The organism is Neptunitalea chrysea (assembly GCF_027924145.1).
GTDB classification, from domain to species: domain Bacteria; phylum Bacteroidota; class Bacteroidia; order Flavobacteriales; family Flavobacteriaceae; genus Neptunitalea; species Neptunitalea chrysea.
In genome coordinates this window covers 138101-161444 of the sequence record NZ_BRVP01000010.1, presented here as the reverse complement: position 1 = coordinate 161444, position 23344 = coordinate 138101, and the positions used below count along the sequence as shown (strand labels likewise).

General features: G+C 35.4%; 20 protein-coding genes. 15 read left to right on the top strand and 5 right to left on the bottom strand.

Going from position 1 to position 23344, the window contains the following annotated elements:
- Positions 1–556, bottom strand: a 556-nt coding sequence (locus tag NBRC110019_RS09095) for an NUDIX hydrolase (RefSeq protein ID WP_281754223.1), incomplete at its 3' end; no start/stop codon positions are given.
- 770 nt (positions 557–1326) lie between these two features.
- Here NBRC110019_RS09095 and NBRC110019_RS09090 point away from each other — a divergent pair.
- The 9 genes from NBRC110019_RS09090 to NBRC110019_RS09050 all read left to right on the top strand — a co-directional run bounded on the left by NBRC110019_RS09090 (position 1327) and on the right by NBRC110019_RS09050 (position 14415).
- On the top strand, positions 1327–2871 hold the full coding sequence (locus NBRC110019_RS09090) for an alpha-N-arabinofuranosidase (protein ID WP_281754222.1): 1545 nt from the start codon (positions 1327–1329) through the stop codon (positions 2869–2871).
- 970 nt (positions 2872–3841) lie between these two features.
- Positions 3842–5533: a ribulokinase gene (locus tag NBRC110019_RS09085; protein ID WP_281754221.1), complete on the top strand. Its 1692-nt coding sequence runs from the start codon at positions 3842–3844 to the stop codon at positions 5531–5533.
- Positions 5517–6221 carry an L-ribulose-5-phosphate 4-epimerase gene (locus tag NBRC110019_RS09080; protein ID WP_281754220.1) on the top strand — a complete coding sequence of 235 codons (705 nt, stop codon included), beginning with the start codon at positions 5517–5519 and terminating at the stop codon, positions 6219–6221. The genes NBRC110019_RS09085 and NBRC110019_RS09080 overlap by 17 nt, the downstream gene beginning before the upstream one ends.
- A gap of 26 nt (positions 6222–6247) precedes the next feature.
- A complete protein-coding gene (gene araA, locus NBRC110019_RS09075) occupies positions 6248–7738 on the top strand; it encodes an L-arabinose isomerase (protein WP_281754219.1) in 1491 nt (496 codons plus the stop codon).
- A gap of 20 nt (positions 7739–7758) precedes the next feature.
- Positions 7759–8937: an aldose epimerase family protein gene (locus tag NBRC110019_RS09070; RefSeq protein ID WP_281754218.1), complete on the top strand. Its 1179-nt coding sequence runs from the start codon at positions 7759–7761 to the stop codon at positions 8935–8937.
- 10 nt (positions 8938–8947) lie between these two features.
- Positions 8948–10834, top strand: coding sequence for a sodium:solute symporter family transporter (locus NBRC110019_RS09065; RefSeq protein ID WP_281754217.1), 1887 nt, complete (start codon positions 8948–8950; stop codon positions 10832–10834).
- A 129-nt stretch (positions 10835–10963) separates the two neighbouring features.
- On the top strand, positions 10964–11677 hold the full coding sequence (locus tag NBRC110019_RS09060) for a DUF3108 domain-containing protein (RefSeq protein ID WP_281754216.1): 714 nt from the start codon (positions 10964–10966) through the stop codon (positions 11675–11677).
- Positions 11678–11856: 179 nt separating this feature from the next.
- Positions 11857–13158 (top strand): AAA family ATPase, encoded by a 1302-nt coding sequence (locus NBRC110019_RS09055; protein ID WP_281754215.1) that lies wholly within the window; start codon positions 11857–11859, stop codon positions 13156–13158.
- Entirely contained in the window at positions 13159–14415 is a 1257-nt protein-coding gene (locus NBRC110019_RS09050; protein WP_281754214.1) for a tetratricopeptide repeat protein, read from the top strand.
- 152 nt (positions 14416–14567) lie between these two features.
- On the opposite strand, the gene NBRC110019_RS09045 is transcribed toward NBRC110019_RS09050, so the two are convergent.
- Positions 14568–15293: a metallophosphoesterase family protein gene (locus tag NBRC110019_RS09045; protein ID WP_281754213.1), complete on the bottom strand. Its 726-nt coding sequence runs from the start codon at positions 15291–15293 to the stop codon at positions 14568–14570.
- Between the two features lie 84 nt (positions 15294–15377).
- On the bottom strand, positions 15378–16514 hold the full coding sequence (locus tag NBRC110019_RS09040) for an ATP-binding protein (protein ID WP_281754227.1): 1137 nt from the start codon (positions 16512–16514) through the stop codon (positions 15378–15380).
- Positions 16515–16735: 221 nt separating this feature from the next.
- On the opposite strand from NBRC110019_RS09040, the gene NBRC110019_RS09035 reads away from it, so the two are divergent.
- The 4 genes from NBRC110019_RS09035 (at position 16736) to ygiD (ending at position 19501) form a co-directional block, all read left to right on the top strand.
- Complete coding sequence (locus NBRC110019_RS09035; protein ID WP_281754211.1) at positions 16736–17317, top strand: Crp/Fnr family transcriptional regulator; 582 nt, start codon at positions 16736–16738, stop codon at positions 17315–17317.
- A 105-nt stretch (positions 17318–17422) separates the two neighbouring features.
- Positions 17423–18085, top strand: a complete 663-nt coding sequence (locus tag NBRC110019_RS09030; RefSeq protein ID WP_281754210.1) for an NADPH-dependent F420 reductase — start codon at positions 17423–17425, stop codon at positions 18083–18085.
- A gap of 21 nt (positions 18086–18106) precedes the next feature.
- The gene (locus tag NBRC110019_RS09025) at positions 18107–18607 is read left to right on the top strand and encodes a VOC family protein (protein ID WP_281754209.1); all 501 of its coding nucleotides are present in this window, start codon (positions 18107–18109) and stop codon (positions 18605–18607) included.
- Between the two features lie 15 nt (positions 18608–18622).
- Positions 18623–19501, top strand: coding sequence for a 4,5-DOPA-extradiol-dioxygenase (ygiD, locus tag NBRC110019_RS09020; protein ID WP_281754207.1), 879 nt, complete (start codon positions 18623–18625; stop codon positions 19499–19501).
- An 84-nt stretch (positions 19502–19585) separates the two neighbouring features.
- Here the strand turns inward: ygiD and NBRC110019_RS09015 are convergent, their stop codons facing one another.
- Together NBRC110019_RS09015 and NBRC110019_RS09010 are read right to left on the bottom strand one after the other, a co-directional pair.
- On the bottom strand, positions 19586–20344 hold the full coding sequence (locus NBRC110019_RS09015; protein ID WP_281754205.1) for an SDR family NAD(P)-dependent oxidoreductase: 759 nt from the start codon (positions 20342–20344) through the stop codon (positions 19586–19588).
- 10 nt (positions 20345–20354) lie between these two features.
- A complete protein-coding gene (locus tag NBRC110019_RS09010; protein ID WP_281754204.1) occupies positions 20355–21218 on the bottom strand; it encodes an aldo/keto reductase in 864 nt (287 codons plus the stop codon).
- A 182-nt stretch (positions 21219–21400) separates the two neighbouring features.
- Here NBRC110019_RS09010 and NBRC110019_RS09005 point away from each other — a divergent pair, with 182 nt between their 5' ends.
- Both NBRC110019_RS09005 and NBRC110019_RS09000 read left to right on the top strand, forming a co-directional pair.
- A complete protein-coding gene (locus NBRC110019_RS09005; RefSeq protein WP_281754202.1) occupies positions 21401–22402 on the top strand; it encodes an AAA family ATPase in 1002 nt (333 codons plus the stop codon).
- A gap of 72 nt (positions 22403–22474) precedes the next feature.
- Positions 22475–23341, top strand: a complete 867-nt coding sequence (locus tag NBRC110019_RS09000; RefSeq protein ID WP_281754201.1) for a DUF58 domain-containing protein — start codon at positions 22475–22477, stop codon at positions 23339–23341.
- The last annotated feature ends 3 nt before the right edge of the window (positions 23342–23344 follow it).

The window sequence follows — 23344 nt, the reverse complement described above, 5'->3', positions numbered from 1 at the left end:
TAATTTTATTAATAAAATTACGTTTATCTAGTTTTTCTCCTAAAATAGCTTCGTATAACGTTTGTAATTGTTTCATGGTAAATTTAGGAGGTAGCAATTCAAAACCAATAGGTTTGGTTTGTGCTCTGTAACGTAGCCTACTCATAGCATATCGCACCATATCGTTGTGATCAAAAATAAGAGAGGGAGCTTCATCAATAGTAAACCATTTGGCGGAATAGTCTTCGTTGATTTCAGTGTGGTCTGAAATGTTAATAAGAGCATAATAGGCAACAGATACGGTACGTTCTACCGGATCTCTGTTTACTTTACTATAGCCTCTTAATTGCTCAAGATATACATTGTTTAGCCCAGTCAGGTTTGTTAATACTCTGTCGGCCGATTCATCTAAGGTTTCGTTTTTCTTTAAGAACCCTCCCATTAAGGACCATTTTCCCCTTTCTGGCTCAAAATCCCTTTTAATTAGTAAGATTTTTAAATTCTCATTATCAAAGCCAAAAATAATACAGTCTACTGCTACAAGTACCTTATCCTCGTCTTTGTAATTATTAGTCATGGTTCGAAGTATTATAATATAATTGCTATAAAGGTATACAAACGTACTAAATTTTTATTTTAAAACATTTATCTCATATAACGTTGCAGGTTGATGTATGTTCAATAAATAAGATTTTGATATTTTTAAATGTAAAATAATATGGCATAATTTAAAAAACATATTTAGCGAATAGAGGAGAGTTGATTATAAAGTTAAGAAAAGTACTACTTGGTGTAACGAAGTATTTTTTTGTGAGTAGGCAAACTAAAAAGTGTTACTGTAGTTGAAATAGGATTAATCGGAATTCAGGATGCTAATTTTTCCTGTTAGTAAATTATTTGAATGCTCCAAGACTTATTTCTAAATAGAAATGTACTGTTTACTAAATGCTTCATGGGCTTGCTCCGAAGTAGTTTACTCTATTAATACAGTGTGTCCTGTTTTTAATAAACCACATGTTTTGTGATGTTTAACTGAACAATGTTATAGTATGTTAATACCTACATAATTGTTTATTTGGCATTATGACAGCGTTAAAAGCTAAAATTTTGTAAAAATCAGTTGTTTTATTAAAAATTTTTGAATTAATTTGTAAGTGTATAAATTACATTTATCTATAACTGATTGAATTAAATTAGTATGATTGTAGTAGTAGGTTATGGTACACAGCCAACTACAGATGGGGTAGCGATATTCAATATGGTAGATTGCCAGATGAATTAGCTGGGAATTTAATCAAGAAGATATTAATAGTTTATAGATTATTAAAAAATAAAAAACCTTATTAAATGAAATATTGTAAGAAAATATTGGCTTTTGTAGCGGGAGGTCTTATTACAGCTTCTTCGGTAGCTCAGGAAAAAGCTTCAATTACTGTTAGAAAGGTAGACGATGCACCGGTGATTAGTAAACACATTTACGGACATTTTGCTGAACACTTGGGAAGATGTATTTATGGCGGGTTTTATGTTGGAGAAACAAGTAATGTTCCAAATACAGATGGTGTTAGAGACGATATTATTAAAGCATTAAAAGAGCTTAAAGTTCCAAATTTACGTTGGCCTGGTGGTTGTTTTGCCGATACGTATCATTGGAAAGATGGTATTGGGCCAAAAGAAGACAGACCAACCATAGTAAATACTTGGTGGGGTGGTGTTACCGAAGATAATAGTTTTGGTACTCACGATTTTTTAAACTTATGTGAAGTATTAGATGCTGAACCCTACTTGGCAGCCAATGTGGGTAGTGGTACGGTAAGAGAATTTGCAGATTGGTTACAGTATGTAAACCATGTGGGCCCTAGCCCAATGGCTGATCTTAGAAAAAAGTACGGAAGAGAAACTCCTTGGGGAGTAAAATACTGGGGTGTAGGTAACGAAGCATGGGGATGCGGAGGAAATATGACCGCGGAATACTATGCAAACCTATATCGTAAATATGCTACGTTTATGACTTCTTGGGGTGAAAGACATTTGTTCCGTATTGCTTCAGGAGCGAATGTAGATAATTATCATTGGACAGAAGTTATGATGAAAAATATACCTCAAAACTTAATTGAGGGGGTTGCTTTGCATTCATATTCGTTTGTAGAATGGGATGAGAAAGGATCTTCTGTTGATTTTAATAAGGCACAATATTTTTCAACAATGCAATCTGCCTTACGCATGGAAGAGTTGGTTACAAAGCATAGTGTTATAATGGACAAATATGATCCTGAAGGTAAAATTGCTTTAGTAGTAGATGAATGGGGTGGATGGTACGATACAATGGATGATGGTATGAATTCTGCCTTATATCAGCAAAACACTATGAGAGATGCTATGATAGCAGGTACTACCTTAAATACATTTAACAATCATAGTAGCCGAGTACGTATTGCCAATCTTGCACAAACTGTGAATGTATTACAAGCTGTAATACTTACTAAAGAAGAAAAGATGATTCTTACTCCTACTTATTATGTTATGAAGATGTACAATGTACACCAAGATGCTAAATTGTTACCAATTCAGCTAATTTCTCCTGATTATGATTTTAATGGAGAAAGTTTACCTGCGGTATCGGTTTCTGCTTCAGAAAAAGATGAAGTAACACATATTTCTTTAGTTAATATTGATGCTTCTAAAAAGGTTGAGGTAACTCTTAATCTAGACGATTTAAATGTAAAAGGATTTACAGCAGAAGTATTAACTTCTTCAAAACTACAAGATTGTAATTCTTTTGAGAATCCTGAGAAGGTTGCTCCGAAAGAATTTAAAGATTTTAAATTAAAAAAAGGAAGTCTTACAGTTACACTACCTCCATTCTCTGTAGTGGTGTTAGAAGGTAAGTAAGAAACCAAAATTAGATGAAAATCGAACAGCAAAAATGTGAGAGCAATTTGGGAATTTTCCATAGGTAAGTTTATGCACGTTACATTTTTTGCGAGTTGTTCTAAAATATAATAGTGGGAATATAAAGGTATTTTAAATGAACTAGCCGGAAATTCTAACACCACCACAATAGAGCAATTAATACAGACGACGGTAGTTTAGAAGAAAGGTTTGTATACATGAGTTTCGTTGTAATCTCAATAGGGCACTATAAGTGTGTATGTGATTATGACTTAAAAGTGAATTTAAAAGTTAGTGAATGCTTAAAAGAGCATATATATTTGTTTGTGTTTCATTACAGGCAGCGAGTTTGATCAAAAACCGCTGCCAACTAATGATATAAGGGCTCTGGATATCTCATTTCACAGCGGTACCTAGTATGTATACTTATGGGTTTCTGCATTTGCAGAAATACACCTGCCCTTGTAATGGCAATAAATAAAGCCTTTAATCTTAAAAGTAAAGATTTTAAATAGGTGGATAATGGAATGGTAATTCATTGGTTACCAAACAGATATTTGTGGAATCTTATTGACTTAATTGGGTTTGCTAATGGTAGAACAGTTACGAAATGTGTGAAGTAAGAGAAATTATGGGGGCCTGATGATATCGCACTTACACTAAAATAGTAACTACAAATTCCTTTGTTTATGTTTTGATATTGAGGTGGTTGTTTAGGGATTTGCAGCAAAAGGCACCATAATTATTTTAAGTAACGATTACCTTTTCTAGTAAAACGGTTTGGAGGTGAAAACATAACTCCAAGCATGTCAGAAATTAGTTTAAAAAGAAAAAGTAGGGGTAAAAGCACCTACTTTTTCGGAGTGATTGTTAAAGTAACTATTTTAAAAATAAACAAGTGTGAAAAACACATTTATTAAATGAAGTACCTTATATTTGTATTAGTTACAAATAAAAATTGTCTACCAATATGAAAAAATATGTGATCGGATTAGACTATGGTTCAGATTCTGTTAGAGCTGTACTAGTAGATGCCCAGAATGGAGCAGAATTGGCTTCAGAAGTTCATTGGTATCAAAGATGGAAAGAAAAATTATACTGTAGTCCGAGTATAAATCAATTTCGTCAGCACCCGTTAGACCATATAGAAGGATTAGAAAATACAATAAAATCTGTTGTAAGTACTTCTGGGGTTGCACCCGAAAGCGTTGTAGGTATCTGCATCGATACTACCGGATCTTCACCTGTACCGGTTACTAAAGACGGAACTCCGTTAGCTTTAGTAGATGGGTTTAAAGAAAACCCTAATGCGATGATGATTTTATGGAAAGATCATACAGCCATTAAAGAGGCCAATGAAATTAATGAATTATCGGAACGCTGGGGAGGCGAAAACTATACAAAATACGAAGGAGGGATTTATTCTTCTGAGTGGTTTTGGGCAAAAATACTTCACATTGTAAGAGAAGATGAAGCAGTAATGAATGCAGCCTATACATGGATGGAGCACTGTGATGTCATGACCTATATTTTAGCAGATCACAAAGATATTGATACTTTTAAAAGAAGCCGATGTGCAGCAGGGCACAAAGCTATGTGGCACGAAAGCTGGGGTGGCTTACCATCAGAAGAATTTCTTGAGAAGTTACACCCGTACCTTGCCGAATTAAGAGGGAACCTTTATACAGAAACGTTTACTTCTGATCAGGTAGCCGGAAACTTAAACGAAGAGTGGGCGGCAAAACTTGGTTTAACAACCAATACCATTATTGCTGTAGGGACCTTTGATGCACATTCGGGTGCAGTAGGTGCTAAAGTAGATGAAAAGGCGTTGGTACGTGTAATGGGTACTTCTACTTGTGATATCATGGTTTCTTCTAAAGAGGTTTTAGGAGATACATTGGTACGAGGTATTTGCGGTCAGGTAGATGGTTCTGTAATTCCTGGAATGGTTGGTCTAGAGGCTGGTCAATCTGGTTTTGGAGATGTATTGGCTTGGTTTAAAGACGTGTTATCTTGGCCAATAGACAACTTAGTACTTTCTTCAAGTGTACTATCAGAAAAGCAAAAAGAAGAATTATCGGCAGAAATTAATGCCAACTTTATAAGAACCCTTGCAGAGCAAGCGGAGAATATTCCGTTAAGCGAAGCAATTCCTACAGCTTTAGACTGGGTAAATGGTAGAAGAACACCAGATGCAAATCAGGAGTTGAAAAGTGCTATGTCGGGAATATCACTAGGTACAAAAGCACCTCATATTTTTAAAGCTTTAGTGAATGCTATTTGTTTTGGTTCAAAAATGATTGTAGATCGTTTTGAATCTGAAGGGGTAAAAATAGAATCTGTTATTGGTATTGGAGGGGTTGCCCGTAAGTCGCCATTTATTATGCAAACCCTTGCTAATGTTTTAGACATGCCTATTAAGGTGGCATCATCAGACCAAGCACCGGCATTAGGAGCTGCTATTTATGCAGCAGTTGTTGCTGGTATTTATCCTAATGTTATTGAGGCAAGCAAAGTATTAGGTAGCGATTTTGAAGCAGAGTATTACCCGCAGTCAGAAATGGTGGAAATCTACAAGCAGTTATTTAGTGATTATGCCCAATTAGCAGAATTTATAGAAACCTTTACAAAATCTAAAAATTATGAGTTCCAAGTATAAGTCTCTTAAAGAAGAATGTTACGAAGCAAATATGCAGTTAGATGCCTTAAAGTTGGTTATCTATACGTTTGGTAATGTAAGTGCTGTAGACAGAGCCAACGGAGTTTTTGCTATTAAGCCTAGTGGAGTTCCTTACGAAATATTAAAGCCCGAAGATATTGTAATTCTAGATTACGATAACACTATTATAGAGGGTACTATGCGTCCTTCTTCCGATACTAAAACGCATGCATATTTGTATAAGAATTGGGAGAATATTGGGGGTATTTCACATACTCATGCTACATATTCAGTAGCATGGGCACAATCTCAATTAGACATTCCTATTTTTGGTACTACACATGCAGACCATTTAACTGCAGATATACCATGTGCGCCTCCTATGAAAGATGAACTTATTCAAGGAAACTATGAGCACAACACCGGAATTCAGATTTTAGATTGCTTCAAGGAAAAAGGACTTTCTTACGAAGAAGTAGAGATGGTATTAATTGGAAATCATGGCCCGTTTACCTGGGGTAAAAATGCAACAAAGGCAGTTTATAACAGTAAAGTTTTAGAAGCTGTGGCAGAGATGGCGTACTTAACATTACAAATTAACCCAAAAGCACCAAGGCTAAAAGATTCATTAATTAAAAAACATTACGAGCGTAAACATGGTAAAGATGCCTATTACGGTCAGAATTAAAATATTAAAACAAACAAAAGAGTAAGATGATTGATATTAGCAAAAAAGAGGTGTGGTTTATAACCGGTAGTCAGCACCTTTACGGGCCAGAAACTTTAGCGCAAGTAGCAGAGCATTCTAAAGAAATTGCTGCCGCTTTAGATGCTTCTAGCCTTATTCCTGTAAAAGTAGTTTTTAAACCAACGGTAAAAACTACTGAGGAAATATATGAAACATTAACAGCTGCAAACCAAGAGGAAAATTGTATTGGTATTATTACTTGGATGCATACGTTTTCCCCTGCAAAAATGTGGATCAGAGGTTTGTCTGCATTGCAAAAACCTTTATTACACTTACATACACAGTACAACAGAGACATTCCGTGGGATACAATGGATATGGACTTTATGAATTTAAACCAAGCTGCTCATGGTGACCGTGAGTTTGGTTTTATGGTAAGTCGTTTACGTAAAAACAGAAAAGTAGTTGTAGGGCATTGGGCTCAGAATACTGTACAAGAAAAAATAGGGGCATGGACACGTGTTGCTTTAGGATGGGATGACTGGCAAGGTGCTAAGTTTGCTCGTTTTGGTGATAACATGCGTTTTGTTGCCGTTACCGATGGTGATAAAGTAGAAGCCGAAACTAAATTTGGTTTCTCTGTAAACACTTATGGTATAGGGGATTTAGTAAAATTAATTGATGCGGTTACTAACGAACAAGTAGCTGAATTAATGAAAGAATATGAAGCTACCTATAAAATGGCTGAGGAGTTATTAGAAGGTGGTGCAAAAAGACAATCGTTAGTAGATGCTGCCCGTATTGAAATAGGACTGGAAAAATTTTTAGTAGATGGTGGTTTCAAAGGTTTCAGTGATACGTTTGAAGACCTATACGGCATGAAACAATTACCAGGTATTGCGGTACAACGTTTAATGGCAAAAGGATATGGTTTTGCTGGTGAAGGTGACTGGAAAACAGCTGCCTTAGTGCGTGCCATGAAAGTTATGGGGTACGGTTTAGAAGGGGGGAATGCTTTTATGGAAGACTATACTTACCATTTAGATCCGTCTGCGCCTAGAGTATTAGGTTCGCATATGTTAGAAGTAGACCCTGTATTAGCAGCAGAGCAACCATCTTGTGAGGTACATCCGTTAGGTATCGGGGGTAAAGAAGATCCTGTACGTTTAGTATTCAATGGTAGAGCAGGAAATTCATTAAACGCAGCTTTAATGGATTTTGGTAATCACTTTAGATTATTAGTGAACAAAACTAAAGGAGAAGAGGTAAAAGAAACCTTACCAAAATTACCTGTAGCACGTGTTATGTGGGAACCACTTCCAAATTTTGAGGTAGGTTGTACAGCATGGATTTTAGCAGGTGGTGCACACCATACTTGTTATAGTGAAAATGTTACTGCAGAACAGTTAGAAGATTTTGCAGAAATCGCTGGAATTGAATACCTTGTTATTGATGAGGATACAAGGCTATCTGACTTTAAAAATACATTACGTTGGAACGATAAGTTCTACAGATAATTTAAACCAACTAACATATTATGAAAACTTTAAAATTAGGTGTTACACTTTTACTTTTTGGTTTTCTGCTTATCAATGTAAGTTGTAAAGAGAATAATAAAAAAGAGGAGACTTCTACGGTTAAAGAACAGCCAAAGAAGTTTCCTATTACTAAGTCCGACTACGGAACAACTCCAGAGGGTGTAAAAATTGAAAAGTACACCCTTAAAAATGCTAACGGCATGCAGATGGAAGTCATTACGTATGGTGGTATTATTACTTCTCTAACAGCTCCTGATAAAGACGGAAAATACGAAGACATTGTTTTAGGATACACGACACCAGACGATTATTTTAATGGAAATCCGTACTTCTTTGGAGCCGCTATAGGGAGATATGGAAACCGTATTGCAAAAGGTAAATTTACTTTGGATGGTACTAACTACCAATTGGCTACGAATGATGGTCCTAATAACCTTCATGGAGGAGTTAAAGGATTTGATAAAAGAGTGTGGACAATTACTCCGGTAGAAGATGCCGAGTACCCTACATTAAAACTTACCTATATAAGTAACGATATGGAAGAAGGTTTTCCGGGTACGCTTACTACAACGATATTGTATACTTTAACCAATGATAATGCCCTTGAAATTAGCTATGATGCTACTACGGATAAAAAGACAGTTGTAAACTTAACGCAGCATTCATATTTTAATTTATCGGGCAATTTCAATACTATTTTAGACCATGAGTTACAATTAGATGCCGATAGAATGTTACCGGTAGATGCAACCTTAATTCCAATAGGTAAATTAGCCTCAGTAACAGGTACTCCTTTTGATTTTACCACAGCAAAAGAAATAGGAAAAGATATTTCTGAAGCGAATGATCAGTTGAAAAAAGGATCGGGATACGACCATTGTTGGGTATTTACAGACAATGCTCAGGACTATAGAAAAGTGGGTTCTTTATATCATAAAGCTTCTGGAAGATATATGGAAGTATTTACAGATCAACCGGCTATTCAGTTCTATAGTGGTAACTTTTTAGATGGTACCAAGAAGAGCAAAAATGGTGGGATGTATGAGCAACGTTCAGGTTTATGTTTAGAAACACAACATTATCCTGATTCGCCAAATCAACCTCAATTCCCGTCAACAGTGTTGAATCCGGGAGAAAAGTATCATACGCATACTACATATAAATTTTCAGTAAAATAAAATTTTCAATATGAACGGAGGATTCGAGCCCTTAGATTATGGGATATTTATAGGATATGTTATTTTAATAGCAGCTTTAGGGTTGTTTATTTCACGAGATAAAAAAGGAGTAGAGAAAAATTCTAAAGACTATTTCTTAGCAGGAGGAACGCTATCGTGGTGGGCCATTGGTGCATCGCTAATTGCAGCTAATATTTCTGCGGAGCAATTTATCGGGATGTCTGGTTCAGGGTATGCCATAGGATTATCTATTGCAGCTTATGAATGGGTTGCAGCAGCAGCATTAATTTTGGTTGCCAAGTATATTTTACCGGTGATGTTAGAGAAAAAAATATACACCATGCCACAGCTTTCAAGAGAGCGATATGGTAAAGGGGTAGCGTTTTTCTTTTCTTTCTTCTGGTTACTGGTATATGTTTTTGTAAATCTTACATCGGTATCGTGGTTAGGAGCTACGGCTATGGAACAAATTTTAGGTGTTCCTAAAATGTACGGCGTTATAGGATTACTGGTTTTCTCTGGTATTTACTCTATATACGGAGGTTTAAAGGCGGTTGCTTGGACAGATGTATTACAAGTAGTATTTCTTGTAGGAGGTGGTTTAATAACTGCTTGGTTTGCCTTAGCAGCTATTAGTGATACCGGTAGTGCTATTGACGGATTTAATATGGTATACCATAAAGTAGTATCATCTCCAAACGATGTACACTTTAACATGATTATAGAAAAAGGAAAAACACTTATTCCTGATGGTATGGGTGGTGAGAAAGATCCATTTGTAGACCTTCCTGGGGTAGCGGTTATTCTTGGGGCAATGTGGTTAACAAACCTTGGGTACTGGGGCTTTAACCAGTATATTATTCAAAAAGGATTGGCAGCTAAAAACCTTAAAGAGGCTAAAAGAGGACTACTATTTGGAGCTTATTTAAAAATATTAATTCCACTTATCGTGGTTATTCCTGGTATTGCAGCATATGTTATTTTTGAACATCAGTCTTCTTTTCCAGAACTTACTGCTCATTTACAAGGGGCTATTGGCAAATCGGATGAGGCTTACCCTTGGTTATTACGAAACTTTGCACCAACTGGTATTAGAGGGTTGGCGTTTGCAGCATTAATTGCAGCGGTGGTTTCGTCTTTGGCTTCTATGCTTAATTCTACCTCTACCATTTTTACAATGGATATTTATAAAGAGGTGATTAACAAAAATGCATCTGAAAGAGTCCTTGTAAAAGTAGGTCGTATTTCTGCTTTAGTGGCATTGGTTATTGCTATGTTTACAGCTAAGCCATTATTAGGTAGCTTAGATCAGGCGTTCCAATACATTCAGGAATTCACCGGATTTATTTATCCTGGAGTGGTAGTGGTATTTGGTATGGGATTATTCTGGAAACGCGCTTCTAACAGAGCCGCATTATGGACCACAATAGCAACATTACCAACTTCCATCATCTTGAAGTTTGTTGCTTCAGATGTTCCGTTCCAATTACGTATGGGATACACTTGTGTTATTTTAATATCATTAGCGGTAATTCTTACCCTTACAGATAAGAGGAGGGTACCTGCAACTGAAATTTCTGATGCTCGTAAGAAGCAATTTAAATTGGCAGGAAATATGTTTGCATTTTTAGCAGTAATAGCAGCTATTGTAACGTTGGTTTTTGGTACACCATGGTTTGGTTTAGATTACCGTTTTATGGGATATCAATCTACTATATTATTGGTATTCTTATTTGGTTTCTTAGCACTGATGATGTTCAACAATGCAAATTGTACCTTCCAAGATGAGAAAGCATATGAGGTTGATACCGAATTGTTTAAAACTGATAAAACATTTTTTGTTGGCGCTATGGGGATCGTAGTTATTCTGATAGCGTTGTACGGATATTTTTGGTAAAATGAGTACTATTCGATAAAATGTAAAATAACTAGCTAACTTTCAATTTGATGAAACCGATATCTGTATTAAGATATCGGTTTTTTTGTAATTTTGATTCGATAAACCAACAATTAGAATAAGTATAAGATGAAGCAGTTTTTAATTTTGGGAGTAGCCTTGCTAGTTACTACTCATAGTTTCGGACAAAAACGGATTACTCCAGGAGATAAAAGGATTATATCTCAAAGAGTACAAAATGAGCATTACGCGATGTTATGGAGTATGGTTAAGGGAGATACCATTACTGAATTAGGTAAAGTATTGACCGAGATTAAAGTTTTAGATGAAAAGGTGCTTTTTAGAAATGAAATTAAACGAAATGGCACCAACGATAAATTTGTGGACAGCACCATAGTTTCTTTACCAGACATGGCACCTATTTACCATTTCTCAGATAATGCTAAGCGAGAAATAGTAATTAACTATGGAGAAAACGTAGAAGGATATTACATTGATAAGTCTAAAAAAGAAAAGTTAATCTTAGAGGGGCAGTATCCATCTTCTTTTGATAGTAGCATGTATCCTCAATTAATAAGATGCTTACCTCTTTCGCAAAATTATACGGCTGACTTACTTATTTTTAATTTTGATCCTGAGCATATAACAGATGTAGTTAATGCATATATTAAGAGTACATCGGCAGCGGTTTTAAACAATGTAAGAGTTTGGGACGTAACGGTAAAAAGTGATATTAGCGATACGCAAACACACTATTATATAGATTCGAAAACTTATGAAATTTTAAAAATACAAGTATCAATGCCAAACGATACTTATATGATTATGGAGCGCATTAAATAATAGTTTCGCTTTTTATTAGAAGCGTATTAAATGGTATTGTATGCGTTTAACAGTTATCTAAATAATTAAAAACCAAAGACAATTTTTGTCTTAGGTTTTTTTATTACAATCTTGCTGTATACGTTTCTTATATAAATATTTTTATTTGCTATCTTTCCCGTAATAAATTAACTATAACTATGAGTGGTAACCATTCAATTGAGGATTTGTTAGAAGCATTAAAGTATTCTCCTGATAATAGTTTTCTTCGGTTAATGCTGGCTAAAGCGTATCTTGATGTAAATGAATTAGATGAAGCTGAAAAACAGTTTTCCCAAATATTACAAAACGGAAAAAATATGGATGCCATGGCTGGTTTGGCTAAGGTGTATTTTAGAAAAGAAAATTATTCTGCTTGTAATGTTATAGTAGAAGAACTCTTAGAGACCTCAGATGTAAATGAAGAACTTTTGGTGTTGTATGCTAAAGGGTTACTTCATGAGGGCGAAATAGGTAGAGCTACAGAAATCTATAAAGAGGTACTACACAAAAATCCATCTTTTACCGATCCGGATTTGGATGGGTCGTTAAGAGTAGCCAGTTCTTATTTTGAGGGTGATGATGAGGATGATGTGTTTATGGAAAAACCATCTGTAAAGTTTCATGATGTTGGCGGCATGGATGCGGTTAAAAAGGAAATAGATCTTAAAATTATTAAACCGTTACAACACGCCGATTTATATAAAGCTTATGGTAAAAAGACAGGAGGCGGTATTTTGTTATACGGACCTCCAGGTTGTGGGAAAACATTTATTGCCAAAGCTACTGCGGGAGAAGTAAATGCAAAGTTTTTAAGTCTGGAATTAAATGATATTCTGGATATGTGGATAGGAAATAGCGAAAAGAATTTACACGAGATTTTTGAAACAGGTCGCCATAATACGCCTTGTGTACTGTTTATTGATGAAATAGATGCACTAGGAGCCAGTAGAACTGACATGAAAGGTTCAGGGGGCAGAAATGTTATTAATCAGTTTTTACAGGAATTAGATGGGGTTGATAATGATAATGACGGGTTATTAATTTTAGGAGCTACCAATACTCCATGGAATTTGGATAATGCTTTTAGAAGACCGGGAAGGTTTGACCGTATTATTTTTGTGCCGCCACCAGATGCCGCATCTAGAGCAGCTATTTTAAAATTGAAATTAAAGGATAAGCCTGCCGAAGGAATTGATTATGAAAAGGTAGCTAAGGCTACTGAGCATTATTCAGGTGCCGATATAGATGCGATTATTGATATTGCTATTGAAGAGAAACTTGAGGCTTCTTTTACAGATGGCGTACCAAAGCCTTTGCAAACTAATGATTTACTTAAGGCTGTAAAAAGACATAAGAGTACTACTAAAGAATGGTTTAAAACGGCTAAGAATTTTGCTATGTTTGCCAATGATTCAGGGTTATATGATGATATATTGACCTACTTAAAAAAGATGAAGTAAATGCTTGAGAATTCACAAATATCAAAGGTTGATATCTTATTGCGACAGGGAAGGTATGCCGAAGCTGAAAAGATAGCAAATGAAATGCTTTCTGATAATCCGGATAATCCTTATCTTCTAAAAGTACTGGCGGAGATTAAAGCATTACAAAAGGACTTTGATAGTGCTTTGTTACTTATTAATGATGCTATCGGTAAGGTTCCGCATGAAGATGACTTTTTCTATTTACGGGCCAGAGTACTTTTTGCTTTAAGCAAATATGATTTGGCTGAGTTTAATATTAAAGAAGCCATTTCGTTTGACCCTTCTGAAGCGGATTATTTTGCCTTTTGGGCTAATATTAAGCTCTATCGTAAAGGGTATCAGGAAGCTTTAGATTTGGCTAATAAAGCACTGGAACTAGATGCTGAGAATATCATGGCATTAAACGCCAGAAGTACTGCGTTACTAAAATTGAATGATAAAGAAGGCTCTTTTGAAACCATTGAAGGGGCTTTGCATAACGATCCTGATAACTACTATACACACGCCAATTATGGTTGGGGGTTACTTGAAAAAGGAGATCATAAAAAAGCCATGATTCATTTTCAGGAATCACTACAACGCAACCCTAATTATGGCTATGCACAGCAAGGAATGTTAGAGGCTATTAAGGCTAAAAATCTGGTATATAGGTTGTTCCTAAAGTATGCTTTCTTTATGAGCAATAAGGTAGGTAAATACCAATGGGGAATTCTGTTAGGGATGTATGTAATTTTTAGAGTACTGGAAAACCTTGCAGATAAAAATGAGGCACTAGAACCATTTATTATGCCTATAGTATACCTGTATATTGTTTTTGCCATTTCTACCTGGATTATAAACCCGATTAGTAATTTGTTTTTACGATTTAATAAATATGGTAAGTTTTTACTAGAAGAACGGGAGCGCAAAAATTCAAGCCTTGTGGCAATTAGTGCCTTTGTTTCTATAGTTGGTTTTTTGGGATATTTAATTACTAGAGACTATGCAGGTGTATTTATTGGATTGTATGGTTTAACGATGATGATACCATTAAGCAGAGTGTTTAATAAATTGAGTAATAAACTACTTATTCCGCTATATACCATAGCCATGGCATTGGTAGGTTTATATATATGTGTAAATCTTCTTTTAGATAAAGGGGTTTCACAAATGGTATTTATAATTTACGGATTAATGTTTTTGGGCTTTCAGTTTATGTACAATGCAATTGCCATAAAACAAGATAATGTATAAAAGAACAACACTTATAAAAGAGGTTGTGTTCTTCTGTATTGGGGAAATAGTAAATAGAAAGTGTTTAAAATTTCATAATAAAACCTGGTAGTATTGTTTTGTTTATAGGTTGTTTAACACGTTTATAAACGTAAGAAAAAAGGCGATAAAAATTAATTTCTGCCATTTTCATTAGGGTATAATTCGTTTACATTATCACTTTGCCAAAATTCTTTGGTGTCTACATCCATAATGGTTAATGGGTTGGTATAGGCAGCTCCGGTATCCATATTCCAAATATTGGCTCTGTTTTGTGGAGTTGATTTCCCTATTCGGGTTAAAGGGGTATGACCAATATATATTTCTTTATAGTGTAGAAAACGTTTCGGATAGTAAATATTATCGGTAGACATATTGGGGTCTAAGGATAAGGCAGTTTCCCATAAGGTTCTGTCCCAGTAAAAAAGTCTGGGATAATATTCCGCCGTTACCCCATGTAAGTTGGTAAACCCAGCATGAATAAACAACCTATTTTGATCGTCGATATGATAATGCTTTAGGTTTCTTAGAAAATCCAGATGTATTTCAAGTTCCATTTTATTTACTTGTGCATACGCATCTACCGATGCTTTACCACCATGCATAAACCACAAATCGTTATCGGTTTTGCCATTAAAGTAATCAAGCAGTAACTCATCATGATTGCCCTGAATAAAGATACAGTCGTTAGAAGCTTTTAACTCCAATAATGTAGCAATTACTTTAGGAGACTCGCTCCATCCGTCTACGTAATCACCTAAAAAAATAAGTCTGTCTGCTTCGGTTACTTTAGCTCGTTCAAGTATTTGTAACAGTGCTTTGTGAGCTCCGTGAATATCTCCAATAACTAGGGTTCTCATACTGTGTTAGTTTTGCTCAAAGTTGCAAAAAGATGCCGTGGTGCGCAAGTAGAATTCTATCAAGTTACGTTAAATAGTAGTCAATTAACTGTATTTAACCTTACGTAAAATACGTAAGCACTCTTTAAGAGAATCATATACTTCTCTATTACAATCTTTAATAATCCATCGGTTTTCCTCCAAAATGGTTCTTGCTTCGTCAAAACCATTAAGGGCACAGATTAGATACGTATTTGGTAAGTTTTTAAGTTCGCGTTTATCAATATTAGATAACGGAAGTTTCTTCTTAATTTTATTGAGGATGGTATTATTGGTGTTGTAAATATGATGAAGGGTACTTTTTACATACTGTGGCGGTTTAAATAACAAGGTGCTTTCTATTTTATAAGTTCCGTTATCAAAAAAGGAAATGTCTACTCTTTCTAATGGGTGGTATCTTCGGTGTTTGTTGAGTCCCATGTTTACATATTCGGTAATAGAAAAAGTGTTTTCAGTATATTCTATTTCAACTTCGTCTAATGTAGAATAGAACAATTTAACCTGCTCATTAATAAGTTCAATATCTACCCGAGAGTAGTATGTTTTATCTCCACTTCTTTTAGTACTACCTGCCCAGCATACTACAAATTGCTCTTTAAAAACCCTATAGTTTCCTTCAAGGTCTTTGTGACGGTTATATAAAAAATCAATAACTCCGTTAAGAGTAAGCTCTATGTTGTTACTTGCCTGTCGTTCAATTTCGGCTACGGTGTATGAATTAGTGTCTTTTAATTTAATATCAAATACCTTAGGCATGCTTATGCTACCATCTCTAAAGAATACCGATCCGCCAAAGTACTTCCAAATATTTTTTCGTAAGGAACAAACTTTACCATTCGATCTAATGGTAACCAACCCCACCACTTTATTTTCGGGTAAATGAGGAAAAGGAATATTCTCGTAAGAGATGAGAGGAGGATTGTCTATGTAAGCATTTACCAGATTCTGAATCTTACTATCGTCAAAAAAGTCGACTCCTACAATGTCGTTTTCTTCGTCTTCAACGCCAATAACAATAAACGAGTTATTATTGGGGTTAGAGTTGGCCAATGCACAAACGTGCTTTAAAAATTTAGCTTTGCCTTCTTTTTCGCCAATATTTATAAATCGTTTCTTGTCGTAAAAACTATTTTCATCATTATGAGCCAGAAGATTTTTAACAAGAAGCCGTTTGTTAATCATAAGAAAATCCTCAATTTGGTATACATCAGTTATAAATTTAGAGATAAAACCTGAGATGTAATCCTTTATAAACGTTAAACTTATCAACTATTTATAGTTAGTTATGATTATACATTATTTAGCCTTATAGAGGTAATGTAGTTTTAGAGAGCGAATAAAATCAAATAAACAGCATATAGTAACTTAATAATTTCCTGTATTTTTATATAAATTTTGAATTGATGTACGACATTTATTTTGCAAACTTTCGAAAACGTGTGCCCTTAACATATGAAGAGGAAGCGCTTATAAAATCGTATCTATCGGTTAAAAAGGTAAGAAAGCGTCAATTTTTACTTCAGGAATATGACGTTTGTAGATCTGTCATATTTGTAGAACACGGACTTTTACGAAGTTTCTCTGTAGATGCTAATGGATCAGAACATATTGCACAGTTTGCTGCAGAAGGATGGTATATTTCAGACTTATTTAGTTTTCTAACAGAAGAGCCTGCTACTTTTAATATAGAGGCACTTGAGAATTCAGAGTTAGTTACTATAAGTAAGTTAGCTCATGAAGAGTTATTGGAAAAATGTCCAAAGTATGAAATCTTTTCCCGTATTTTACTTACTGATGCTTACGTGGCATTACAACAGCGAATGAATGCTAATATTAGTAAGTCGTTAGATGAACGTTATGCAACTTTTGTAGCAAATTATCCTGATATTACACAGCGCATACCACAGCACATGATTGCTTCTTATATGGGCACTACTCCTGAAACCCTAAGTAGAATACGTCGTAGAATGGCTTCTGAAAAGTAATACACTTCATTTTATTGATTTAAATCAATAGTTTTTCTTGATTTTGCACAATGGGAAATACTTGTGTGCGGTTCTATCTTTGCTTTGTTATTAAAAAGGAAAAACATGAACGCAACACAGACAATAGCTATTATAGGTGCTTCTGGAAATATGGGAGGTGCCATAGCAAAGAGTTTAGTAAAAGGAAATTATAATTTGTTGTTGCAGGCATCTCAAAATGAGAAAGTAACAGGTTTAGTTAGTGAGCTTGTTGCTATAAATCCGAAGGCTTCTGTTGAAGCGATTGATTGCTCGTTTGAAGCATCTTGGGAAGCCGATATTATTATACTAGCTGTGCCTTATACGGCAGAAAAAGAAATTGCCGAAAAAATTAAGGAGGTGGCTAATCAAAAAATAGTGATTAGCATTTCAAATCCATTAAACGAAACCTTTGACGGGTTGCTTACTACCGAATTGAGTGCCGCTGAAGAGTTGCAGTTGTTGTTGCCAAATGCTAAGGTGATAAAGGCTTTTAATACCACTTTTCAAGCCAATCTTACAACTCCAGTGATTAAGGGAGAAATGGTAGATGCTTTTGTAGCAGGGAATGATGAAGCGGCTATAGAAACGGTAAGTGATTTGGTGAAAACTGCCGGGTTTACGCCAATTGTTGCCGGAGATTTAACGGTAAGCAGAACGCTTGAGCAAATGCAATTGTTACTGATTAAATTAACCATCAAAAACAATTACAACTGGCATGCTGGCTGGAGAATTTTACTCGATAATTAAACCATTTAAAATAAAAAGAAAATGAGTGCCGTTTCCCCCAAATATAGTGTTCCCCCAAATACAACAATAGGTCATGTACACCTACGAGTATCCGATTTAAAAAGGTCTCTTGCCTTTTATTGTGATTTGTTAGGTTTTGAGTTAATACAATTATATGGAGATGAAGCCGCCTTTGTTTCGGCGGGTGGCTATCACCACCATATAGGACTCAATACCTGGCATAGTAAAGATGCTGAACCGGATACAAGAGAAGGTGTTGGATTGTATCATTTAGCCATTTTATACCCTACAGAAAAGGATTTGGCTACTATTTTAAAAAGATTGAGAGCGGCAAATTTTCCGCGTATAGGAGCTTCAGATCATGGAGTTTCAAAAGCCTTGTACTTGAGAGATCCTGATAATCATGGAGTAGAATTGTATTGGGATAGACCCGAGGCTGATTGGCCTAAAAAATCAGATGGTACTTTAGATATGTATACGAAGCCATTAGATTTGGAGGCGTTACTGCAGTTAGCAGACTAATTCAGATATTGCACAATGAAAAGAAAAGATTTTATTAAAACAATAGCTATGGGAACAGCAGGAATAACATCGTTATCGGCATTTAAAAATTTGACCGATGATTTAAAGGAAAGTGAAACCGTAATGCCAGCTTTGTTTATAGGGCACGGATCACCAATGAATGGTATTGAAGACAATGAGTTTTCAAGACGATGGGCTTCTATGGCAAAAGAAATTCCTATGCCAGCTGCCGTTTTAGTAGTTTCTGCTCACTGGTATACTCGTGGTACTCGTATTACGGCTATGAATTTTCCTGAAACCATCCATGATTTTGGTGGTTTTCCTCAGGCATTATTTGATGTGCAATACAATGCACCGGGAAATCCTGAATTGGCAAAGGAAACAGCAAAACTATCTACACATACCAATATTATTTTAGACCATGACTGGGGGTTAGACCACGGTGCATGGACGGTAGTAAAACATATGTACCCAGATGCTAATATTCCGGTATTGCAATTGAGTATAGATGGTACCAAACCCGCACAATATCATTACAATCTGGCGAAAGAATTATATGCTTTACGTAAAAAAGGAGTGTTGATTATTGGTAGTGGTAACATGGTACACAATTTAGGTATGGTTGCCTGGGATAAAATTAACGACACCTATGGCTATGACTGGGCGTTAGATTTAAATGATACTTTTAAAAAGTATATTAGTGAAACCCGACATGATGATCTTATTAATTATAATAAATTAGGACAGGTAGGACGCTATGCCATACCTACTCCTGAGCATTATTTACCATTATTGTACACCCTTGGTTTACAACGTAAAAAAGATGAGGTATCTTTCTTTAACGATAAAGCCGTAGCCGGATCGTTAACAATGACTTCTGTGAAACTTGGGTAAGAGATAATAGGCAAAATCCTAAACATAAACGTATAAATAAAAAGAGCTAATGGACATAATCATTAGCTCTTTTTTATTCTAAATCTACGCTTTAAATGTCATAGTTGCCGTTACCTGAGCGGTAGGCAATATCAATAAATCTGAGATGTTTATATGGTATGGTCGCGTAACCACAAAATGTATTACATCGGCAATATCATGTCCGGTAAGTGGTTCAAACCCTTGGTATACATTTTTAGCTTTTTCGGTATCACCTTTAAAACGTACTTCGCTAAATTCGGTTTCCACTAAGCCTGGGTGTACAGCACCAACACGTATGTTTTTGCCATATAAATCTATACGCATTGCTTTGTTTAAAGCATTTACTGCATGTTTAGTAGCGCAGTATACATTTCCGTTAGGGTATACTTCTTTACCCGCAATAGATCCTATGTTTATAATGTGGCCTACGCCTCTGTCAATCATGCCGGGTATAATGGCTTTAGAAACATATAATAGTCCTTTTACATTAATATCAATCATTGCATCCCAATCATCAAGACTTCCTGTTTGTATTGGGTCTAAACCATGAGCATTACCCGCATTATTTATTAAAATATCAATGTCTGTAAAATCTTTGGGGATGCTATCAATAGCTTTTTTTACTTCCTCTTTGTTACTAACGTCAAATGCTAGAGTATATACAGAAACCTGTTCAGAAAGCACTGTTTCTAATTCTTTTAGTCGGTCGGTACGTCTTCCACAAAGTACCAAATCAATGCCGTTTTTGGCAAATAGCTCAGCAGTTGCTTTCCCTATTCCGCTGGTTGCTCCGGTAATTAGAGCAATTTTTTTCTTTGTCATAGTATGTTTTTTAAGGTACCGGATGTCCGGTTACAGCCTCACGCATTAAAAACCAGTCTTCTATGGTTAACGGGATATTTTTAGCTTCTAATGACTTTTTAATACGCTCAAATCGGGTAGTACCAATTACCGGTATAATATTAGCCGGATGCTTTAAGACCCAAGCAATAAGTAACGCATCTTCCTCTACATGGTATTTATCACAAAGTTGTGCCATTACCTGTTTTAAAGTAGGGTATTGTTTTTTAAAATAATTTCCTAGCGGACTCCATGCCATAGGTTGTATTTTATGTAACATCATATGCTCTAAACTACCGTTGTTCATAACTTCATGAAAGGTAAGAGAGAGCTCAATTTGGTTGGTTTCTACAGGTACATAAGCGTTTAAAACATCGGTTTGCACTTGTGTGAAGTTTGATACCCCAAAGTGTTTTACTTTTCCTGATTCTTTTAAATCTTTTATTGTTTCACCTACCTCTGCTGGATCTAATAAAGGGCTTGGGCGATGCAACAAAAGCATGTCTAAATAATCGGTTTTTAAATGATCAAGAGAGGTATCTACACTTTGCAGAATATGTTCTTTAGAATAGTTATAGTGTTTTATTTTGTGGCTACGGTTTTTACCCATCATTTGTACACCACACTTGGTAATAAATTGTACTTTACTACGGTCTAAACCACTTGCTAAAAAAGCCTTGCCAAAGTCGGCTTCAGTGGTATGATTTCCGTAAATATCTGCATGATCAAAAGTAGTAATGCCATTCTCAAAACAGAAATTTTGCAGCGTAGCCATTTCTTTTGTTCTGAGCTTTTTTCCCCATTGTCCCCATGTCATAGTTCCGGCTACAACATGAGAAATTTGTAAATTTTTCATTAAATTAACGTTTTGCTCCAAAATAATATAACTAAGGTACTGCTTATAACGCTAAAACTTACTTAAAATTGAAGATAGTTGTTAATTTTTAACCAATTGTTAACAGCTATACTATGATAAAATTGACAATTTGCGTTGTTTTAAAAATTAAAGTTAGATTTACCCAACAAAATATAAACACAATGGAGCAAATGAATACCGTTGACATTAGTACAATTAATGAAAAAATAGAAAAAGAGAGTGCTTTTATAGACCTTCTTATGATGGAGATGAACAAGGTGATTGTGGGTCAGAAGTACATGGTAGAACGATTATTGATTGGATTGCTAGGACGTGGACACATTTTATTAGAAGGGGTTCCTGGATTAGCAAAAACACTTGCCATTAATACGCTTTCTAAAGCAGTGCAAGGATCGTTTAGTCGTATACAGTTTACCCCCGATTTATTACCTGCAGATGTTGTTGGTACCCTTATCTACAATATTAAGGAAAATGATTTCTCCATTAAGAAAGGGCCTATTTTCGCAAACTTTGTGTTAGCAGATGAGATTAACCGTGCCCCTGCAAAGGTGCAGTCGGCTTTATTAGAGGCAATGCAGGAAAAGCAGGTTACTATTGGCGATGAAACTTTTGTGTTAGATAAACCTTTCTTGGTGATGGCTACGCAAAACCCGGTAGAGCAAGAAGGTACGTATCCGTTACCAGAAGCGCAGGTTGACCGTTTTATGCTAAAAACAGTAATTGATTATCCGAAGTTAGATGAGGAGCAGTTAATTATTAGAGCCAACCTTAAAGGTTCTTTCGAAACCGTAAATCCGGTTGTTAGTACCGAACAAATTTTAAGAGCTCAGGAAGCAGTGAAAGAAGTATACATGGATGAGAAGATAGAGCGTTATATTCTTGATATCATCTTTGCAACTCGTTATCCTGAAAAATATAACTTAGAAAGTCTTAAGCCACTAATTAATTTTGGGGCATCTCCAAGGGGTAGTATTAACCTTGCTAGTGCAGCTAAATGTTATGCATTTATAAAGCGTAGAGGTTATGTAGTACCCGAAGATGTTAGAGCGGTGGTACACGATGTATTAAGACACAGAATTGGTATTACGTATGAAGCAGAAGCTGAAAATATTACTTCTGTGGATATTGTAAATAAGATAGTAAATGAGATTGAAGTGCCTTAATCAGTTACGAGGAAAGTATGGTAGTGATGCTAACTACTAGCCAAAAACAACCATGAACTGAATTTGGATACAATGGATACTAAGGAACTATTAAAGAAAGTACGTAAAATAGAAATAAAGACACGACGGTTGTCTGATAACATTTTTGGAGGTGAGTATCATTCTACATTTAAAGGTAGAGGGATGACCTTTTCTGAGGTGCGCCAATACCAGTTTGGAGATGATGTACGTAACATAGATTGGAATGTAACGGCACGTTATAACGAGCCATACATTAAGGTGTTTGAAGAAGAAAGAGAACTTACCATGATGCTAATGGTAGATGTTTCTGGGTCTGAGATTTTTGGTACACAAACAGCCTTTAAAAGAGAAATCTTAACTGAAATAGCCGCTACTTTGGCATTTTCTGCTTTACAAAATAACGATAAGATTGGAGTAATCTTGTTTACCGATCAGATAGAGTTGTTTATTCCGCCTAAGAAAGGAAAATCTCATGTGTTACGTATTATTAGAGAGATGTTAGAGTTTAAACCTAAACATCACGGCACCAATATTTCTGAAGCATTTAAGTTTTTAAGTAGTGTTATGAAGAAAAAGGCTATTGTGTTTGTAATGTCCGATTTTATGGGATCAGATTATGAACATGCTTTAAAGATAGCTGGTAAGAAACACGATGTTACCGGAATCCGTGTATATGATGAGCGAGAAGAGCATATACCAAATTTAGGGCTTGTTCAAATGAAAGACAGTGAGACTGATGAGTTGATATTGGTAAATACAGGATCTAAAAAAGTGCGTAACGAATACAACAAATTTTATAAAGATAACGTAGCCTATTTTGAATCAGTTTTTAGCAAAAGTGGAAGTGGAACACTGCATAGTAGGGTAGATGAGAGTTATGTTAAAAAGTTATTGGGCTATTTTAAAAGAAGAGGGTAAGTA